Source organism: Arthrobacter sp. NPDC057009, from assembly GCF_042673905.1.
In the GTDB taxonomy this organism is placed as follows: domain Bacteria; phylum Actinomycetota; class Actinomycetes; order Actinomycetales; family Micrococcaceae; genus Arthrobacter.
Genome location: NZ_JBHUSB010000008.1, coordinates 1 through 16,419, shown reverse-complemented (window position 1 = coordinate 16,419; position 16,419 = coordinate 1). Strand labels below are relative to the sequence as shown.

Annotated in this window: 20 protein-coding genes; 10 read left to right on the top strand and 10 right to left on the bottom strand. The window is 66.2% G+C overall.

From position 1 onward, the window contains the following. Positions 1 to 151: 151 nt before the first annotated feature. A complete protein-coding gene (dnaB, locus tag ACFTR6_RS10225; RefSeq protein ID WP_076799471.1) occupies positions 152 to 1,534 on the top strand; it encodes a replicative DNA helicase in 1,383 nt (460 codons plus the stop codon). A gap of 7 nt (positions 1,535 to 1,541) precedes the next feature. Here dnaB and ACFTR6_RS10220 read toward each other — a convergent pair whose 3' ends face one another. Together ACFTR6_RS10220 and ACFTR6_RS10215 are read right to left on the bottom strand one after the other, a co-directional pair. Then, positions 1,542 to 2,516: an acyl-CoA thioesterase gene (locus ACFTR6_RS10220; protein WP_377957843.1), complete on the bottom strand. Its 975-nt coding sequence runs from the start codon at positions 2,514 to 2,516 to the stop codon at positions 1,542 to 1,544. A gap of 197 nt (positions 2,517 to 2,713) precedes the next feature. After that, positions 2,714 to 3,148, bottom strand: a complete 435-nt coding sequence (locus ACFTR6_RS10215) for a DoxX family protein (RefSeq protein ID WP_087872319.1) — start codon at positions 3,146 to 3,148, stop codon at positions 2,714 to 2,716. Between the two features lie 175 nt (positions 3,149 to 3,323). On the opposite strand from ACFTR6_RS10215, the gene ACFTR6_RS10210 reads away from it, so the two are divergent. From ACFTR6_RS10210 to ACFTR6_RS10200, 3 genes are all read left to right on the top strand, one after another. Further along, positions 3,324 to 4,676 carry an MATE family efflux transporter gene (locus ACFTR6_RS10210; protein WP_377957842.1) on the top strand — a complete coding sequence of 451 codons (1,353 nt, stop codon included), beginning with the start codon at positions 3,324 to 3,326 and terminating at the stop codon, positions 4,674 to 4,676. Positions 4,677 to 4,742: 66 nt separating this feature from the next. Beyond that, positions 4,743 to 5,336 (top strand): hypothetical protein, encoded by a 594-nt coding sequence (locus tag ACFTR6_RS10205; RefSeq protein ID WP_076799475.1) that lies wholly within the window; start codon positions 4,743 to 4,745, stop codon positions 5,334 to 5,336. Positions 5,337 to 5,439: 103 nt separating this feature from the next. After that, positions 5,440 to 5,826 (top strand): hypothetical protein, encoded by a 387-nt coding sequence (locus ACFTR6_RS10200; RefSeq protein WP_377957841.1) that lies wholly within the window; start codon positions 5,440 to 5,442, stop codon positions 5,824 to 5,826. A gap of 29 nt (positions 5,827 to 5,855) precedes the next feature. Here the strand turns inward: ACFTR6_RS10200 and ACFTR6_RS10195 are convergent, their stop codons facing one another. Beyond that, complete coding sequence (locus tag ACFTR6_RS10195; protein ID WP_377957840.1) at positions 5,856 to 6,401, bottom strand: CGNR zinc finger domain-containing protein; 546 nt, start codon at positions 6,399 to 6,401, stop codon at positions 5,856 to 5,858. Positions 6,402 to 6,499: 98 nt separating this feature from the next. On the opposite strand from ACFTR6_RS10195, the gene ACFTR6_RS10190 reads away from it, so the two are divergent. Then, entirely contained in the window at positions 6,500 to 7,531 is a 1,032-nt protein-coding gene (locus ACFTR6_RS10190) for a DMT family transporter (protein ID WP_076803652.1), read from the top strand. A gap of 94 nt (positions 7,532 to 7,625) precedes the next feature. Here ACFTR6_RS10190 and ACFTR6_RS10185 read toward each other — a convergent pair whose 3' ends face one another. Continuing rightward, complete coding sequence (locus ACFTR6_RS10185; protein WP_076799478.1) at positions 7,626 to 7,892, bottom strand: WXG100 family type VII secretion target; 267 nt, start codon at positions 7,890 to 7,892, stop codon at positions 7,626 to 7,628. Between the two features lie 216 nt (positions 7,893 to 8,108). On the opposite strand from ACFTR6_RS10185, the gene ACFTR6_RS10180 reads away from it, so the two are divergent. After that, complete coding sequence (locus ACFTR6_RS10180; RefSeq protein ID WP_076799479.1) at positions 8,109 to 8,381, top strand: DUF2277 domain-containing protein; 273 nt, start codon at positions 8,109 to 8,111, stop codon at positions 8,379 to 8,381. 23 nt (positions 8,382 to 8,404) lie between these two features. On the opposite strand, the gene ACFTR6_RS10175 is transcribed toward ACFTR6_RS10180, so the two are convergent. From ACFTR6_RS10175 to ACFTR6_RS10160, 4 genes are all read right to left on the bottom strand, one after another. Further along, positions 8,405 to 10,813, bottom strand: coding sequence for a heavy metal translocating P-type ATPase (locus ACFTR6_RS10175; protein ID WP_377957839.1), 2,409 nt, complete (start codon positions 10,811 to 10,813; stop codon positions 8,405 to 8,407). Positions 10,814 to 10,873: 60 nt separating this feature from the next. Next, positions 10,874 to 11,104, bottom strand: a complete 231-nt coding sequence (locus ACFTR6_RS10170; RefSeq protein WP_076799481.1) for a heavy-metal-associated domain-containing protein — start codon at positions 11,102 to 11,104, stop codon at positions 10,874 to 10,876. A 60-nt stretch (positions 11,105 to 11,164) separates the two neighbouring features. Next, complete coding sequence (locus tag ACFTR6_RS10165) at positions 11,165 to 11,518, bottom strand: metal-sensitive transcriptional regulator (RefSeq protein ID WP_087872312.1); 354 nt, start codon at positions 11,516 to 11,518, stop codon at positions 11,165 to 11,167. Between the two features lie 309 nt (positions 11,519 to 11,827). Beyond that, entirely contained in the window at positions 11,828 to 12,334 is a 507-nt protein-coding gene (locus tag ACFTR6_RS10160) for a universal stress protein (RefSeq protein WP_087872311.1), read from the bottom strand. 177 nt (positions 12,335 to 12,511) lie between these two features. Here ACFTR6_RS10160 and ACFTR6_RS10155 point away from each other — a divergent pair, with 177 nt between their 5' ends. The 4 genes from ACFTR6_RS10155 (at position 12,512) to ACFTR6_RS10140 (ending at position 14,908) form a co-directional block, all read left to right on the top strand. Next, a complete protein-coding gene (locus ACFTR6_RS10155) occupies positions 12,512 to 12,712 on the top strand; it encodes a hypothetical protein (protein WP_076799484.1) in 201 nt (66 codons plus the stop codon). Between the two features lie 292 nt (positions 12,713 to 13,004). Continuing rightward, positions 13,005 to 13,352, top strand: coding sequence for a hypothetical protein (locus tag ACFTR6_RS10150; RefSeq protein WP_377957836.1), 348 nt, complete (start codon positions 13,005 to 13,007; stop codon positions 13,350 to 13,352). A 113-nt stretch (positions 13,353 to 13,465) separates the two neighbouring features. After that, positions 13,466 to 14,596, top strand: a complete 1,131-nt coding sequence (locus tag ACFTR6_RS10145; RefSeq protein WP_377957835.1) for a WD40/YVTN/BNR-like repeat-containing protein — start codon at positions 13,466 to 13,468, stop codon at positions 14,594 to 14,596. Between the two features lie 24 nt (positions 14,597 to 14,620). Beyond that, on the top strand, positions 14,621 to 14,908 hold the full coding sequence (locus ACFTR6_RS10140; protein WP_076799486.1) for a MoaD/ThiS family protein: 288 nt from the start codon (positions 14,621 to 14,623) through the stop codon (positions 14,906 to 14,908). A 5-nt stretch (positions 14,909 to 14,913) separates the two neighbouring features. Here ACFTR6_RS10140 and ACFTR6_RS10135 read toward each other — a convergent pair whose 3' ends face one another. Beyond that, positions 14,914 to 15,150, bottom strand: coding sequence for a hypothetical protein (locus tag ACFTR6_RS10135; RefSeq protein WP_076799487.1), 237 nt, complete (start codon positions 15,148 to 15,150; stop codon positions 14,914 to 14,916). A 184-nt stretch (positions 15,151 to 15,334) separates the two neighbouring features. Next, the gene (locus ACFTR6_RS10130; RefSeq protein ID WP_377957833.1) at positions 15,335 to 16,189 is read right to left on the bottom strand and encodes a fumarylacetoacetate hydrolase family protein; all 855 of its coding nucleotides are present in this window, start codon (positions 16,187 to 16,189) and stop codon (positions 15,335 to 15,337) included. Positions 16,190 to 16,419: the final 230 nt, after the last annotated feature.

The following is a 16,419-nucleotide window of genomic DNA, read 5'->3' as shown; positions in this document are numbered from 1 at the left end:
CGGGTTCAGCGGTCCGGACCAGAAAATGTCAGGGCCTGCTGGTGTAGTTGCACCAGCGCGCGCGGCAGATTCTGCCGCGCGGCACCCACGGCACACGGCACACGCCGCAGTCCTCCTGCACGGACTGCGGACACAATGGAGGACGGCAGCTTTGTCAGTTACGCACCTGGACCCAATCGAAGGTACCCGCGAATCCGAGAGCAGCCGCAGGCCTCCGCAGGACATTCCCGCTGAACAGTCCGTCCTGGGCGGCATGATGCTGTCCAAGGACGCTATTGCCGATGTGGTGGAAATCCTGCGCGGACAGGACTTCTACCGCCCGGCCCACGAGACCATCTACGAGGCCGTCATCGACCTCTACGGACGCGGAGAACCCGCAGATGCCGTCACGGTATCCGATGAGCTGACCAAGCGTGGCGAAATCAACCGGATCGGCGGTCCGGCGTACCTGCACGAACTCATTCAGACGGTGCCCACTGCCGCGAATGCGGGCTACTACGCCGAGATCGTGGCCGAGCGTGCCGTGCTCCGGCGGCTGGTCAATGCCGGCACCAAGATCGTGCAGCTTGGCTATGGCCAGGACGGCGAGGTGGAGGACCTGGTCAACCAGGCCCAGGCGGAGGTCTACGCCGTCGCCGAACGCCGCACGGCCGAGGACTACGTCGTCCTGAAGGACGTCATGGAGTCCACCGTGGATGAGATCGAGGCCTCCGGCCACCGCGGCGAAGGCATGGTGGGCGTTCCCACCGGCTTCTACGAGCTGGACGAGCTGACCCATGGGCTGCATCCCGGCCAGATGATCGTTATTGCTGCGCGCCCGGCTGTGGGTAAGTCCACCTTCGCGCTGGACTTTGCCCGCTCCGCCGCCATCAAACACAACCTGAGCACGGTCATGTTCTCCCTGGAAATGGGACGCAACGAGATTGCCATGCGTCTGCTCTCGGCAGAGGCCACCATCGGGCTGCAGGACCTGCGCAAGGGCACCATCAAGGATGAGCAGTGGTCCAAGATCGCCACCACCATGGGACGCATGAATGATGCCCCGCTGTTCATTGATGACAGCCCCAACATGTCCCTCATGGAGATCCGGGCCAAGTGCCGCCGCCTCAAGCAGCAGCACGATCTCAAGCTCGTGATCCTTGACTACCTGCAGCTCATGAGCTCAGGCAAGAAGGTGGAGTCCCGCCAGCAGGAAGTCTCCGAGTTCTCACGTGCGCTGAAGCTGCTTGCCAAGGAGCTGCAGGTTCCCGTCATTGCGCTGTCGCAGCTGAACCGCGGCTCTGAGCAGCGCCAGGACAAGCGGCCCATGGTCTCCGACCTTCGTGAATCCGGCTCCATCGAGCAGGATGCCGACATGGTGATCCTGCTGCACCGCGAGGATGTGTACGACAAAGAATCCCCGCGCGCCGGTGAGGCGGACATCCTCGTGGCAAAGCACCGTAACGGCCCCACCAAGGACATCGTGGTGGCCTTCCAGGGCCACTACTCGCGGTTCGCCAACATGGCCGGTGATGCCGGAGGCGGCGGATTCTAGGCGGGTCCTAGTGAGGCTGCGCCGGCAGCAGGTGGTTGGGGAGCCGGTTGCCGGGGGCGGCTGCCCTGATTTCCAGGAGTTCCCGCGCATGGGCGTGAAGGCGCCTGTCCTCCTCGGACGCGGGCGTCCATGGCGGAATGGGGACGGAAGTTCCCTCCGCGTCGCGGGCAACCATCACGGTGAGGCAGTATGTAGTGAGGTTCAGCTCCCGGCCCTTGGGGTCCCCGGAGCGGACATGTACGGCGATGTGCATGCCCTTGGTGCCCGTGTAGACCAGCCGGGCCTCCACCTCCACCACATGGCCGATCAACAGCGGCCGGTAGAAGCGCACTCCGCCGGAGAAGACGGCCACCGTGTCGCGGCCACAGTAGCGTGAGGCGCACACATATGCTGCCTCGTCGATCCATTTCATGACGATCCCGCCGTGGACTTTGCCGCCCCAGTTCACGTCGGTAGGTGCAGCCATGAACCGGAGGACGACGCGCTCTGCCGTGCCGGCGTCGGTATATTCCTGGGCGCTCATGGCTTCGACAATCTGCTCGCGGATCTTGATCCGAGCCAGGGCGTGGTCGCGCTGCTCCAGCTCCTCCGCCGTCTTCGGTTCAAACTGCGTAACGGGTACGGGTTTGCCGTCCTCGCCAACAGCAACAAAGATCACCATGCACTGGCTGCGCATGGTGGCCGGACCGCCCTTCGGGTCCCCGGAGGAAACCACTGTCCGGATATGCATGGAGGAGCGGCCCGTGTAGACGATGGTTGCCGTCACCTCCACCATGTCGCCGCTGTTCACGGGATCGGCGAAGTGGATGTTCCCCACGTAAGCGGTAACGCAGTATGACTTGGCCCAACCGACGGCTGCAGCGTAGGCCGCCTTGTCCACCCACTCCAGCACGGTGCCGGCGTCAACGGATCCGCTGTGGCCCACGTCCATGGGGGCGGCAAGAAAGCGGAGGGTCACTGAATTGGCGGCGGTCTCGCTCATGCTCGCAGTTTACTGACCGCGGTCCTTCGGGCCGATCCGCCCCTTCACAAACAGGTTCCCGGCCGCCACAAGTCCCGCAGGCAGGCCGCTTCACGGCCGGGAAAGCCAAAACGACGGCGGCTGCCCGCCTGGCACAGAAATGCCGGCTGGGCAGCCGCCGTCGCTATTTTCCGAAGACTCCGCAGTTTCTCGAAAGGCTACGCGAGAACCCTGAGCTTAGAGTTGCCGCGGCCGAACATGGCTGCGTCCGCCGAGAAGCGGCCGGCGCCGGCCAGTGCGATGGCAAGCGCGCCGGCGGCCAGGAGGAGGACCAGTTCATAGCCGCCGTTGCCAACGAAGACGCCGGCCGAGGCGTGGACCAGGAAGAATGCTCCTAGCATGTTCAGCGCGAGAAGGGCGGCGAAGACGCGGGTCAGCACACCGAGGATGAGGGCGATGCCGCCCACAAGTTCAAGCGTGGCGACGGCCGGGGCGGCGAGTTCGGCGGCCGGAACCCCCATCTTGGCGAAGGATGCCTGCGTGCCGGCGATGGTGAATTCGTTGAACTTCTGCCAGCCGTGCGCGGCGAAGAGGAATCCCGCGATTACGCGCAGGACCGTCAGGGCTGTGGTGGTAAGGGTGGACTGGTTCATGGAGATTCTCACCGTTCAGGTTGATTGGGGGTTGTCTCTTTTGGGCACGCGGTCCGGGGCGTGCCGGTTGAAGCTTCCCTTCCACTGTCCCGAAGTTTTGTTGAAGTGTCAACTAATGTGTCGTGGGTTATCTTTCGGGCTCCGTCCGCTGCCGGCTGTCCTTTAGGCTGAACCCGTGCCCCAATCGCGTTCCGCCGCCGTTTCAACCCCCAAGCCGGACAGCCATGGACGTGAAATACTCCGGCTTGCCGTTCCCGCCTTTGGGGCGCTGATTGCCGAGCCGCTCTTCCTGCTTGCTGACTCGGCCATTGTGGGCCACCTGGGTGTTGCCCAGCTGGCCGGCGTCGGGCTGGCTTCTGCGGTGCTGCACACCGCCGTGGGGCTAATGGTTTTCCTCGCCTACTCCACCACGCCTGCCGTAGCGCGGGCGATGGGGGACGGACAGCTGGGGAGGGCGCTGGCCGCGGGGCGCGACGGCGTCTGGCTCGCCCTGCTGCTCGGGGCAGCACTCGCCCTCGCCGGGTTCCTCGCCGCGGAGCCGCTGATTGAGCTCATGGGTCCTGGCCCCGAAGTGCGCACCTTCGCCGTGGACTACTTGCGCTGGTCCATGCCTGGGCTCGTCGCCATGCTGCTGATCTTCGCCGGCACGGGTGTGCTGCGGGGACTGCAGGACACCCGGACGCCACTGGTGGTGGCGACGGCGGGTTTCTCACTGAACATCGTGCTGAACCTGGTGCTGGTTTACGGGCTCGGGCTGTCTGTGGTCGGATCGGCGGTGGGGACCAGCATCGCGCAGTGGGCCATGGCCGCGGTGTATCTGGTGATGGTGCAGCGCAACGCCCGTCAACACGGCGTTAGCCTGCTCCCCGACTGGCATGGGATCCGCGCCATGACCAAGGTTGGCTCCTGGCTGATGCTGCGGACACTCAGCCTGCGCGTCGCCGTCATGGCCACCGTGCTGGTGGTCACGGCCCAGGGTGCCGTGAACCTGGCGGCCCACCAGCTGGCCATGACGGTCTTTACTTTCCTGGCCTTTGCGCTGGATGCGCTGGCCATTGCGGCGCAGGCGCTGATCGGAAAGGAACTGGGCGCGTCCAATGCCGGCAAGGCGAGGATCCTGACCCGGACGATGATCCGCTGGGGCACCGGCTTCGGCGTGGTCACCGGCGTCCTGCTCGCCCTGGCGGCCCCGTTCGCGGGGGCCCTCTTCACGTCTGACGCCGGCGTCCAGTCGGTGCTGACGGCGGCCCTGTGGGTGCTGGCCGCAGGCCAGCCCCTGGCCGGGTACGTGTTCGTCCTCGACGGGGTGCTGATTGGCGCCGGTGACGCGAAGTATCTGGCGATTGCCGGCGTCGTAAATCTGGCGGTGTACCTTCCCCTGTTGCTGGCGGTACCGCTGGTGGGGGCCGGCGGCGCGGCGGCGCTGGTCTGGGTGTGGGCAGCCTTTTCGCTGGGGTACATGTTTGCCCGCGCCGTGACCCTTGGCCTGCGGGCCAGGACGGACCGCTGGATGGTGCTCGGCTCATAGCCACCCGGTTCCAGGATTTGCCGCGCCAGGATTCGCTGCCAGAGGCGGGCGCACTAAACTGGAGCGGTGACTTCCCCCGCGAACCCTGCTGAATCCGACGTGCCTTCCCCCTCGGCGGAACTGTGGAAGCCTGCCCTGCTGCGGGCTGCCGCCGCGCTGGTGTTCGGTGCCGTGACCGTCTTTTGGGCGGCCCCGTCCGTGGCCGGGATGTCGCTGGCGGGCGGTGCGTACGTGCTGGCCACCGGTCTGATTCTGCTGTGGGGCATTCCGTTCACCGGTTTCCTTCGGGACGCCCCGGCCGGCCGCATTCTGTCCGCCGCGGGCGCCGCCCTGACCGGCGCCGGAGTGGCCCTGCTGTTCCTGCACGGCAACCTGGTTTTCGCAGTGCTTGCCGCCCTGGGCCTGGCCGTGGCCGCCGTGGCCGAACTATATCTGGGCATCCGGTTCCGCGGACGGCACGTCCTGGCCCGCGACTGGCTGGCCTCCGGGGTCATCGGACTGGGGACGGCCGGCACCCTGCCCTTCTTTGTGGGGCTCGGACCGCATGCGCTGCTGGGGGTGGCCGGCGGCGGGGCCATCATTTCGGGAGTGCTCTGGATCCTGGCCGGCCTCTCGCTCCGGCACGATGCGCGGGCGGCTGCGTCAAAGGCCGTAAACTAGTACCAGGGGTTCTACTCGTTGTAGAACAACCGGCACCCCTTCAACACCAGCACACAGCACAGCGGACAGGCCGCATCGCGCCGCCCGCACGGGAGGAATCACCTTGGCACACCAGAAACCAGGAGAACCGCGCAACCTGCGGACCTCGGTGAAGGGACCCCTGATGTTCTCCGCCTTTTGGGCTGTGGTGGCGTTCTTCGCGGTGCTCATCTTCGCCTCCGGTGGCAGCGCGCGGTCGCCGCGGTTCGACCTCGCCTTCACCGGCGCCGGCATCGCCTTCATTGTCACCCTGGTCATCGCCGCCATGCTGTCGATGAGCTACAAGGAAAACGCCGACCACCTCGGCAAGGGATCCGGCGTGAACCTGAGCTCCGCCCGCAAGCCATCGCACGGACACGGGAGCCACGGCGGTCCGGAAACCCCGGACGCCCCGGGTGCCCCGGGCACCAGGGGTCCCGGCGAAACGGGTCCCGACGGCGGGGCCTCCTAACGCTCGACTTTTACTCTCCGCAGCCGCCCTTATTCTCCGCTCGCGCGGCGCGCCCGGTAGGCGGCCACATGGGCACGGTTGGCGCAGTTTCCGGTGTCGCAGTACCTCTTGGACCGGTTGCGGCTGAGATCAAGGACTGCCGCATCGCAGTCCTCGGCGGCACACACCAGCATGCGGTCCATTTCCTTGCTGCGGATCACGTCAACCAAGGCCATGGCAGCCTCTGTGCCCAGCCGGTCCGACAGCGGTGCATCGTGCGTGGTGGCGTGAAGGTGCCAGTCCCACTGGTCGTGTTTGAGCAGCTGGGGGAGTGCGTGGGCCTCGCGCAGCAGCCGGTTCACGCCGGCCACGGCCGTGTCCTCGTCGGCGGTCCACAGTCTTGCCAGCTCGGTGCGCAGCGCGTGGATGCTTGCCAGCTCGGCGTCGTCGTGCATGCGGGAGCCGCTGAATCCTTCCTGCTGCAGGAACTCATCCAGGTCCTTCAGCGTGGGCAGGTTCTCCGCGCCGTTGGCGGCCGAGTTGATGAGGTTCACCACAAAGCGCAGTGACAGCTCCGTGTCAGGGGCAAAGACCATCTTGACTCCTTACAGTCCGGGGGAGTAGTGTCAGGACCAATACCCCACTTTACTCCTGACGGGAGGCATCCGTGCCCGCATCAAACACCCGCGCCACCGTGACGCAAACGGCCTCCACCCCGGCGCGGACCACCGCCAAGGCAGCTGCCAGGCCCTCGGGCTTCCTGGCGTCAGGATTGGGTATTGCGCTGTTTTCCTCGGCCATCTTCGGGCTTTCCGGCTCCTTCGCCAAGGCGCTGCTGGAAAGCGGCTGGACGCCGGGGGCCGCCGTCACGGCGCGGCTGACTGGCGCCGCGCTTATCCTCGCGGTTCCCGCTGTTCCGGCGCTTCGAGGCCGCTGGCACCAGCTGCGGTCGAACTGGGTGACGATTGTCCTCTTTGGACTGATCGGCGTCGCCGGCTGTCAGCTGTTCTACTTCAACGCCGTGGCCCGGTTGTCCGTCGGCGTGGCGCTGCTGCTCGAATACCTCGGCCCGGTATTGATCGTGCTGTGGCTTTGGGCAGCCAGCCGTAAACGGCCGCGCTCCCTTACCATCGCTGGGACGCTGCTGTCCCTGGGCGGGCTGGTGCTCGTCCTGGACCTCACCGGTTCGGTGAAGGTCGATGCCGTGGGCGTGCTCTGGGGCCTCGCCGCGGCGGTCTGCCTGGCCATCTACTTCTTCCTCACCGCCAAGGAAAACGACACGCTGCCGCCCATCGTCCTCGCATCGGGCGGGCTCCTGGTAGGCGCCGCAGTCATGTGGCTGACGGCGGCCACCGGCATCCTGCCCATGGCCATGACCACGGCGGACACCACGCTCGGCCCGTGGACCACGCCGTGGTGGGTTCCCCTGGCCGGTCTTGTGGTGCTGGCCACCGTGCTGGCGTACGTTTCCGGGATCATCGCTGCCCGCGCGCTTGGCACCAAAGTTGCCTCTTTTGTGTCCCTCACTGAGGTTCTGTTCGCCGTGCTTTGGGCCTGGCTGCTGCTGGGGGAACTGCCCGGTGCCATCCAGCTGGCGGGTGGACTGCTGATCGTGGGCGGGGTGCTCTGCGTCCGGGTGGATGAGCTCCGGGGAGCCAAGGCAGGGGACAAGGGAGCGGTGACCGGACCGCTTGACCACGCGAACGACGTCGAGCCCGTCCCCTAAGTTTCCAGCGGCGGGCCGCTTAGCGGATGATGAACTGTTAAATACCGGAGGGCCGGACGCTCGATGCGTCCGGCCCTCCGGTGCGTTCCCGGGTCTAGCCGCGGGAAGCGTCTTCCTGCTGCTGGGCGTTGCGGCTGGCGTGCTTGCCCGCCTCTTCCAGGGCCCGTGCCACCCTCTCGAGGGCCGGAAGGTGGTTGCTCTGCCACTCGTTGCGGAACTGGTCGGCGTCGTTGCCCCTCCACTCGACGCCGTCGAGCGCCCGGCTCAGCTGGTTCTTCTGGTTCTGAATTTCGGTCGAACCATTGGTGAGCCTGGTGCCCAGGTTCCGCAGCGCTTCAACATCTGCACCCAACATAGCCATGACGTATCTCCTTTTTTATCAACGGACCCGATCCAGTCGGCATCCCCCGTGGCCTCCGGCTCGTCCGGAAGATCCATTGCCTAAAAACTATCCTTCCGCCCGAAAGAGTGTCGATGGGCAGCGCTCCCCATGGAGGCCTCCCCATGGGCACGTGCCTCGCTCAAACCCGGGGCCGGAAGGGTCGATCCTCGGCGTTCCAGAGCCTAGCATGAGGGTATGTGCCGGAATATCCGTACCCTCCACAACTACGAACCGCATGCGACGTCCGAGGAGATCCACGCCGCCGCGCTGCAGTACGTCCGCAAAATCAGCGGGAGCACCAAGCCATCGAAGGCCAATGAGGAAGCGTTCGAGCGCGCCGTGCACGAGATTGCGCACGTGACCCAGCACCTGCTCGACTCATTGGTGACGCACGCGCCGGCCAAGGACCGCGACGAGGAAGCCGCCAAGGCGAAGGCCCGCGCGGCTGTGCGCTTCGGGACGGCCTAGGAGGCCGCGGACTGCCCCGCGCGCTACCTGCCGAAGCGTCGCAGCCGGAGGGAGTTGGCCACCACCAGCACTGAACTTGCCGCCATGGCCACGCCGGCGATCATGGGGTTGAGCAGGCCAAGTGCCGCCACCGGAATGCCCACCGCGTTGTAGAAGAACGCCCAGAACAGGTTGGTCTTGATGGTGGCCAGCGTGCGCCGCGACAGCTCAATCGCGGTGGCCACCTGGCCCAGGTCGTTGCCCATCACGGTCAGGTCGGCAGCTTCGATCGCGACGTCCGTGCCGGAACCCATCGCGATGCCGAGGTCGGCCTGTGCCAGGGCCGCGGCGTCATTCACGCCGTCGCCGGCCATGGCCACGGTTGCACCGCGCGCCTGCAGCCGCCGGACGGCTTCCACCTTGCCCTCGGGCAGTATTCCGGCGAAGACATCCTCCGCGGCGATCCCGACGGCGGCGGCCACCTGGGTTGCCACCGCCTCGTTGTCTCCCGTGAGCAGCATCGGCCGCAGGCCCAGGGCCTTGAGGCGTGCCACGGCCGCCTCGGATCCCGGCTTGACCGAGTCCCGCAGCTCGATGATGCCGGCAGCTTCTCCGTCCACCGCCACCCAGATGGCCGTGGCGCCGGACTCCTCCGCATCGCGGAGTACCTGGCCCTGCTCCGCGGTAATCCGCACGCCGTTCTCCAGCAGCCATCCGCTCCGGCCGGCAACCACCAGCCGGTCTTCAACGGTTCCCACCACTCCGCCGCCGGGGGCGGAACGGAAGCCGTCGACGGCGGGGAGGGCGGCGCCGTCGTCCGTCCCACTTCGGCTGTGGCTGCTGGTGCTGTGGCTGCCGGTCAGGCGCATGCCCGTGACGGGCACCTCGGCCCTCGCGGCGGCTGCGATCGCCGCCGCGATCGGATGCTCTGACGCTGACTCGACCGCGCCGGCGAGCCGCAGGACGTCCGGCCCGCTGAACGGGGCAAATGCGGCCACGGCGTCCACGGACAGTTGCCCGCTGGTGACGGTTCCGGTCTTGTCCAGCAGGATCGTGTCCACGGTGCGTGTGTCCTCCAGGACCTGCGGGCCCTTGATCAGAATGCCCAGCTGTGCGCCGCGCCCTGTCCCGGTCAGGAGGCCGACAGGGGTTGCCAGGCCCAGGGCGCAGGGGCAGGCGATGACCAACACGGCCACGGCTGCCGTGAAGGCGGAGCGGAGTTCAGGCCCGGTGATGGCCGGCCCGGCGGCAAGCAGCCATCCGGCGAACGTGAGGACGGCGATGACCAGGACCACTGGCACGAAGACCGAGCTGATGCGGTCGGCCAGCCGGGCGATCGGCGCCTTTCCGGTCTGCGCCTGGGTCACGAGCCTGCCCATCTGGGCCAGGGTGGTTTCCGCCCCGACCCGCGTGGCCCGGACCAGCAGCCGGCCGGACGTGTTGATGGTGGCGCCGGTGACAGGGCTGCCCGGACCAACGTCCACCGGGATCGATTCTCCGGTGACCAGCGAAGCATCCACGGCTGAGACGCCGTCAGCCACAACGCCGTCAGTGGCGATCTTCTCACCGGGGCGGACAATGACGAGGTCCCCGACGGCCAGCTGGCCTGCCGGAATCTTCACCTCCATGCCGTTTTTCAGGATGGAGGCATCCTTCGCGCCCAGATCAAGAAGGGCCTTGAGCGCATCGCCGGCCTTCGATTTGGCGTTGGCTTCCAGGTACCGGCCCAGCAGGAGGAAAGTGGTGACGACGCTGGCCACCTCAAAGTACAGGCCGCCGGAATCCGCGCCCATCTGTTCCATGCCGGGGTGCTCGGTCAGGCGGGGGTCGGTGAGGAGCTGCCAGGCAGAAAACAGGTAGGCGGCGATGACGCCGAGGGACACCAGGGTGTCCATGGTGGAGGCGAAGTGGCGCGCGTTGATGGCGGCCGCCCGGTGGAACGGCCATGCTGCCCAGCTGACAACCGGCAGTGCCAGGGCGCCCACCACCCAGCCCCAGTTCGGGAACTGGAAGGCCGGGAACATCGAGATCAGAAAGACCGGCACAGTCAGGACCGCGGCGACAACCAGGCGCGGCTTCAGGTCCGCCGCCTTGCCGCCGTGGTTCATGTGGTCTTCGTGCTGCGCCGCGGCGTCCTCCGGCGTGCGGACCTCCGCGTGCTCTGTGGCTGCGGCCTTCTGCAGGGTTAGCTCCACGGAGCTCTCGTGGGCCGGCTTCCTGATCCTTGCCTTGTAGCCGGCCGAGGCTACCTGGTCGGTGATCTGCTGGTCCGTGATGCCGTCGGGAACCGTGACGTGGGCCGTTTCCAGCGGGAGGTTGACGGTGGCCTGGACGCCTTCGAGCTTGGCGAGCTTCTTTTCCACCCGGTTCACGCACGAGGCGCAGGTCATGCCCTCGACGTCGAGTTCGATCACCCGGCTGGCGGTGCCTGCGGGAGGGTGTTCGGTGACCATTGGCCGGTCCTTGTCTGGTTGTGCTGCGTTTAAAGGTCGTGCTCTGTGGAAGTGGAGGGGTTACGCCTCGTTGGCCACTACCAGGTAGCCGGCCTCGGCCACCGCCTCGCCAATTTCCGACGGCGAGAGCTTCTGGGTGGAGGTGATGGTGACGGTGGAAATTCCGCCCGCATTGAGGTCGATGTCGATCTCCTCGACGCCGGCGAGTGCCTCAAGTTCCTCGCTGACGGCCGATACGCAGTGCCCGCAGGTCATGCCGGAAACGTGGACTTTGGTGGAGATGGTGCTCATAGCTGGCTCCTATTTGGTGCGCTGACCGGGTTGGTCAGCCGGGTGGATGGGGGTGTGCCGTTAGCGGAGCAGGCGCCCGATGGCACCTGCGGCCTCTTTGACCTTAAGGTCGATGGCTTCAGCCCGCAGATCAGGATCGGGCTCGGCGACCGCCCCGACGACGCAGTGGCCGATGTGCTCCTCCACGAGGCCCAGACTGACGGCATGCAGGGCCTTTGTCACAGCCGCGACCTGCGTCAGGATGTCGATGCAGTACTTATCCTCCTCGACCATCCGGGCGATTCCTCGGACCTGGCCCTCGATCCGGCGGAGCCGGCGCAGGTAGGCGTCCTTGTCGGCAGTGTAACCATGCTGCCCGGAGTCAACGGCCGCTTCTTCGTTGGGCGCTCCAGGCGCCCGATCTGAAGTCTCCATACCCCAAAACTATACCCCTAGGGGGTATCCGTCAAGGAGGGTGCGGGAGGTCACTACTCGCGCGAAGAGTGATGTGGGAACGGCGGCGCCCGGCGCTGCGGCGATGTTTGGGTGCGGGTTTCCGGGCAACAAAAAGCTCCGGAGCGCGTTATTGGGGGATACGCACTCCGGAGCAGTCTTTGGGCGGGCTCTGGTGGCCTGCCTGAATTAGCTTACTTGCCGGTAGCGAAGTTGGCCACCGCATCGAATAACTACTTTCGCTTTACTTTCCCGCGCCCGGTCTTGAGCCGGCAGCAAGCCGTCGCCCGGCTATTCGCCCCGGTCCTCATGCGCGGCCATTCGGAACGGAACCACCAGAACGGGCCGGCTTTGGTGGTGGGTGAGCCACGCGGCCACGGAACCGTTCAAGAATTCGGTCAGGCGGTGCCCGAAACCCCGCTCCGGTGTGCCCACAATGATCATCGGGGCATTGACCTCGGATGCCAGCCTGCCGAGGGCCCTCGCCGGGTCCCCGGCCAGCGTGCGCAGGGTCCATGCAGGTCCGCCAGTCTGGACGGCCGATGTGATGGCGGACTTCAGTTCAGTCGTAACAGAGCGGATATCGTCGTCGTCCCTGTCCGGATGGAGGGAGAGGCGGTGCGCGGAGCGCGCAGGATCCCACTCCACCAGGTAGCTTGCCTCATCCACGTAGGCACATAGCAGCGGGGCGGACAGCTTTTGGGCGAGACTGACGGCGGTCTTGAGGACCTCCGGATGCTGCCCGGGAACCATGCCCACGAGGAGGGGAGGCGGGCCGCTGAAGCGCTCTGCATCCATACTCAATTGTGTGCCCGCGGAGTTGGGAAAGACCAGAGCCGGCCGTGACCTTCGCCCAGCTCAGGGACGGTTTCAGGCCAGCGGAGCAGCACGTGCCCCGGCGGCGACGAGTGTGGATTTTTCCTTGAATCCGTGGCGCGGCGAGCTTAGCGTGGAGACGTAGAAAGGCGGCGTCCCATGCAGATTCACATGTGGTGGCTTGATCTGGACCTGAAAAGCAAGGAGTGGCTTCGCGAACACCTGCGGGCCGATGATGTTCCGCAGTTCGTGATGGAGGGCATTGCCCGGGCAGGCGGTCCGCACCCGGACAGCCCGCAGGCAGTGCTGACCGAAGCGGAGTGGGATTTCATCGAGACGCAGTCCGAGTTTGTAGACTGAGGCTCCGCGCGAACCACCGGCACCCCGTCCCGGTGCGTGGTGCAGCGCGGTGAGCGCATTCCCCGCTTCATGCTCCATTCCGCGCCGCTCTTCAGGCCCGCAACCCGAGCCCGACGGTGCCCCTGCCGGACTTCCGGCTGATCTCCTCGGACTGACAGATTGCAGCCAGTACCGGGCAGTGGTTATACGGGCAGTGGTTGTATTCATCACACGTTCGCCGTGCCGTCCCCGGAGCAATGACTCTCCGTCGCATACTGGACTCATGGGGAAGCAAGGCGCAGGAGGATCAGTGGTGGAAACCTTGAAGAGGGTGGTGCGGAACGAGTACTTTCCGGCAGCGGCCGTGCTGACGCTGGTGGTGCTCTTCTGGGTTGCGGGCCTGTTCGGCGGCTTGTCTCTGCTGAGCCGGAGCCAGCCACCGATCGCCACGCTGACATGGCTCCTCTTCGTCTATGCCGCCGCCGTCCTCACGCCCCTGGCCGGAATCCTGGCCGCCGTGGACCTGCTCCGCCGCTGGTGGCGAAACCGCCGTGCGGCCAAATCCATTGGCGCGAAATCCGGCACGGCGAAATCCGGCACGGCGAAATCCGGCACGACCAAAGATGACGCCGCCAAGGATGGCGCGGGTATCGGGTCCTAGTACCCGCGCCGTACCCGCGCCGGCAACCGGGGACGCGGGTCCGGACAGCACATCCGGAACGGGCCAACCCGTGGCGGCCAAAACCATTGCACCCCTTCCGCCGGAGTGGTTGCATGGGGTGCATGACTGCCCCTGAGAGTTTCGTCTTAGCAATCGGGACCAAAAAAGGCCTCTGGCTCGCCACCAGCCAGGACCGGAAGCAGTGGTCCTTGTCAGGTCCGCACTTCCTGATGAGCGAGATACCGAGCATCGGCATCGACACTCGGAACGGCCGCACACGCATCATGGTGGGGGTGCGGTCCGAGCACTGGGGGCCCACCGTTGCCCATTCGGATGACCTCGGTGCCAGCTGGACCGAGCCCGAACAGGGTGCAATTAAGTTCCCTGAGGATACGGACGCCGCCGTGGAACGGATCTGGCAGATCTACCCCGACGCCGACTCCCGCCCGGGGGTGGTCTGGGCCGGTGCGGAGCCGATTTCGGTGTGGAAATCGACCGACGGCGGTGAGCACTTCGAGCTGAACCGCGGTCTGTGGGATCACCCGCACCGCAGTGAGTGGGGTGCCGGCTACGGCGGCGCCGCCGCCCACTCAATCGTGGTCAACCCCTCAGGGGACAACGTGCATGTGGCCATGAGCACCGGAGGCGTGTACCGCTCGCTCGACGGCGGGACCTCATGGGAGCCGCGGAACAAAGGCATCTCCGCCTACTTCATGCCCGATCCCAACCCCGAATTCGGCCAATGCGTGCACAAGATTGCCGCGGATGCCGCCGTCGAAGGCCGCCTTTACGCGCAGAACCACCACGGCGTGTACCGCACTGATGACAATGCCGAGAACTGGGAATCGATCGCGGAAGGCCTGCCGGCAGATTTCGGGTTCGTCATGCTGACGCACCCGAGACGGGCAGGCACAGCGTGGGTTGTCCCCTTAAAAGCCGACGGCGAACGCATCCCGCCGGACGGAAAGCTCGCCGTGCACCGCACGGATGATGCCGGCGGGACGTGGAAGCGCCTGGATTCCGGGCTGCCGCAATCAGAATTCAATTCCGTGCTCCGTGACGCGGCCAGCGTCGATTCCGCAGAACCCGCCGGGGTCTACTTCGGAACCCGCGGGGGCTCGGTGTACGCCAGCGCCGATGAAGGTGAAACCTTTGCGGAGGTGGCGTCCCACCTGCCGGATGTGCTGTGCGTCCGCGCCGCCGTTGTGGCGGGTGCCCCGGTAAAGGCGGGTGCTCCTGCATGAGGATGTCCTGCATGAGGATGTGCAGTGGCTGAGATCAGCGTGGTCCTTCCCAGCGTCCTCCAGCCGCTGGCCGGCGGGCAGTCCATACTGACTACACCCGCCGACGGGGCGGTGACTGTGGGCTGGTTACTGGATTCCGTGACCGGGGATTACCCGGTGCTCGCCAGGCGGCTGCGGGACGAAAGGGGTGCGCTCCGCCGCTACGTGAATATTTACGTGAACGGTGAGGAGGTCCGGCGTCTTCGCGGCCTGGAAACGGAAGTTTCTGCCGGCCAGGAGGTGCTGATTATTCAGTCCGTGGCTGGCGGCTAGCTGACTCAGGCGACGCGCCAAACGCTGCATTCGTCCGTATTGATGGCCTTGCGCATGCCAGTATGGCGATCCATGATCCACACGACGCCGATGCCCGGGGCGGTCTCCTGGACACTGCCGCGGCGGATGATGACGTCGTCGTAACTCGGGCCTACCGACAGGCGGGCCTCGATCTCGTCGCCGCGGTGCAGCTGGTCCAGGGCACGGACCCGGGTGACATGTGGTTTGGCTTCCTTCAACATGGCGTGGCCTCCTGAGCTGGAGCTGGTGCCTGCAATTGCCGGCACCTCCAGTGTGGCGGGGCAATGTTGCGCACGCGTTTCCTGCCCGTTAGCGCCCGGTTAGTTTCCGGAGCCGCAGCGGTTTCCGCACGCTCTCGCCGCCCGCGGGGCCCGGTCGAAAGCTGGTCGAAAGCCGGTTGGGGAGCTAGGAGGAGGCCTGCATCCTGTGGCGCATCTCGCCGACGCCGCGCATGTACGTTACGAGTTCATCGCCGGGGGCGAGGAAGCGCTGGGGCACGCGGCCCACTCCCACCCCGGGAGGCGTGCCGGTGAAGATGACATCTCCGGGGAACAGCTGCGTGACTTTGGAGAGGCGGGCGATGATCTCGGGAACCGGGAAGACCATGTCCGAGGTGTTGCCCTTCTGGACCACTTCGCCGTTGATGGCACAGCCGAGTTCGATGCTGTCCGGGTCCTCGAACTCATCCGGGGTGACCAGGAGCGGGCCGGCCGGACCGAAACCGGGAAAGGACTTGGCAAGGCTGTACTGGGGCGCGGGCCCGGCTGACTGCATGGTCCGTTCGGACAGGTCCTGCCCGATGGTGATCCCGGCGACGTAGCTCCAGGCCCTTTCCGCAGGGATGCTTGCTCCGCCGCGGCCGATGACTGCCACCAGCTCGACCTCCCAGTCAACGGTGCCGGGCGGGAGGGTGACGGTGCCGTAGGGGCCGGCGAGGGAGCTGGAAAACTTGGTGAAAACGGTGAGGTCCTGGGGCACCGCAAGCGAGGCTTCCGCGGCGTGGGCGGCATAGTTGAGCCCGATCGCGAACACCTGCCGCGGCCGGGGTGCCGGGTTGCCGAAGTCTTTGAACGGGATGTCGGCCAATGGCTTTCCCGGCATGGTTTCGAACGGGCGGGCAAGCTCGAGAAGCTCATCCCAGCGTTCGTAGCAGTCTTGGATCGATGGACCAAAAACGCCACCTGTCACCTGCGGGAGATCGACGGCTTCGTTCTTCGGCGTGACGAGTGTCAGCCGGTTCGCGATGTTGGCCAGGCGCACGGGTTGGTCCTTCGGATGAACTGCTTGGTTGGGTCAGTCTGTGCCGGTGTGCCCCGGCCCGGCCTGTTCGTGGACGCTCTGTTTATGAACGTGGGCCGGGCACACCGGTCTGGTTGTTGGCCCGGAGGCCATCCTTCGCTGATATGAGTTGAGTTAGTCCTTCCCAAAACACTCCGGAGATGTCAGGACGGGATGCATCAGATTCTTTTGGGGATCTGGCGTTCTCTCGC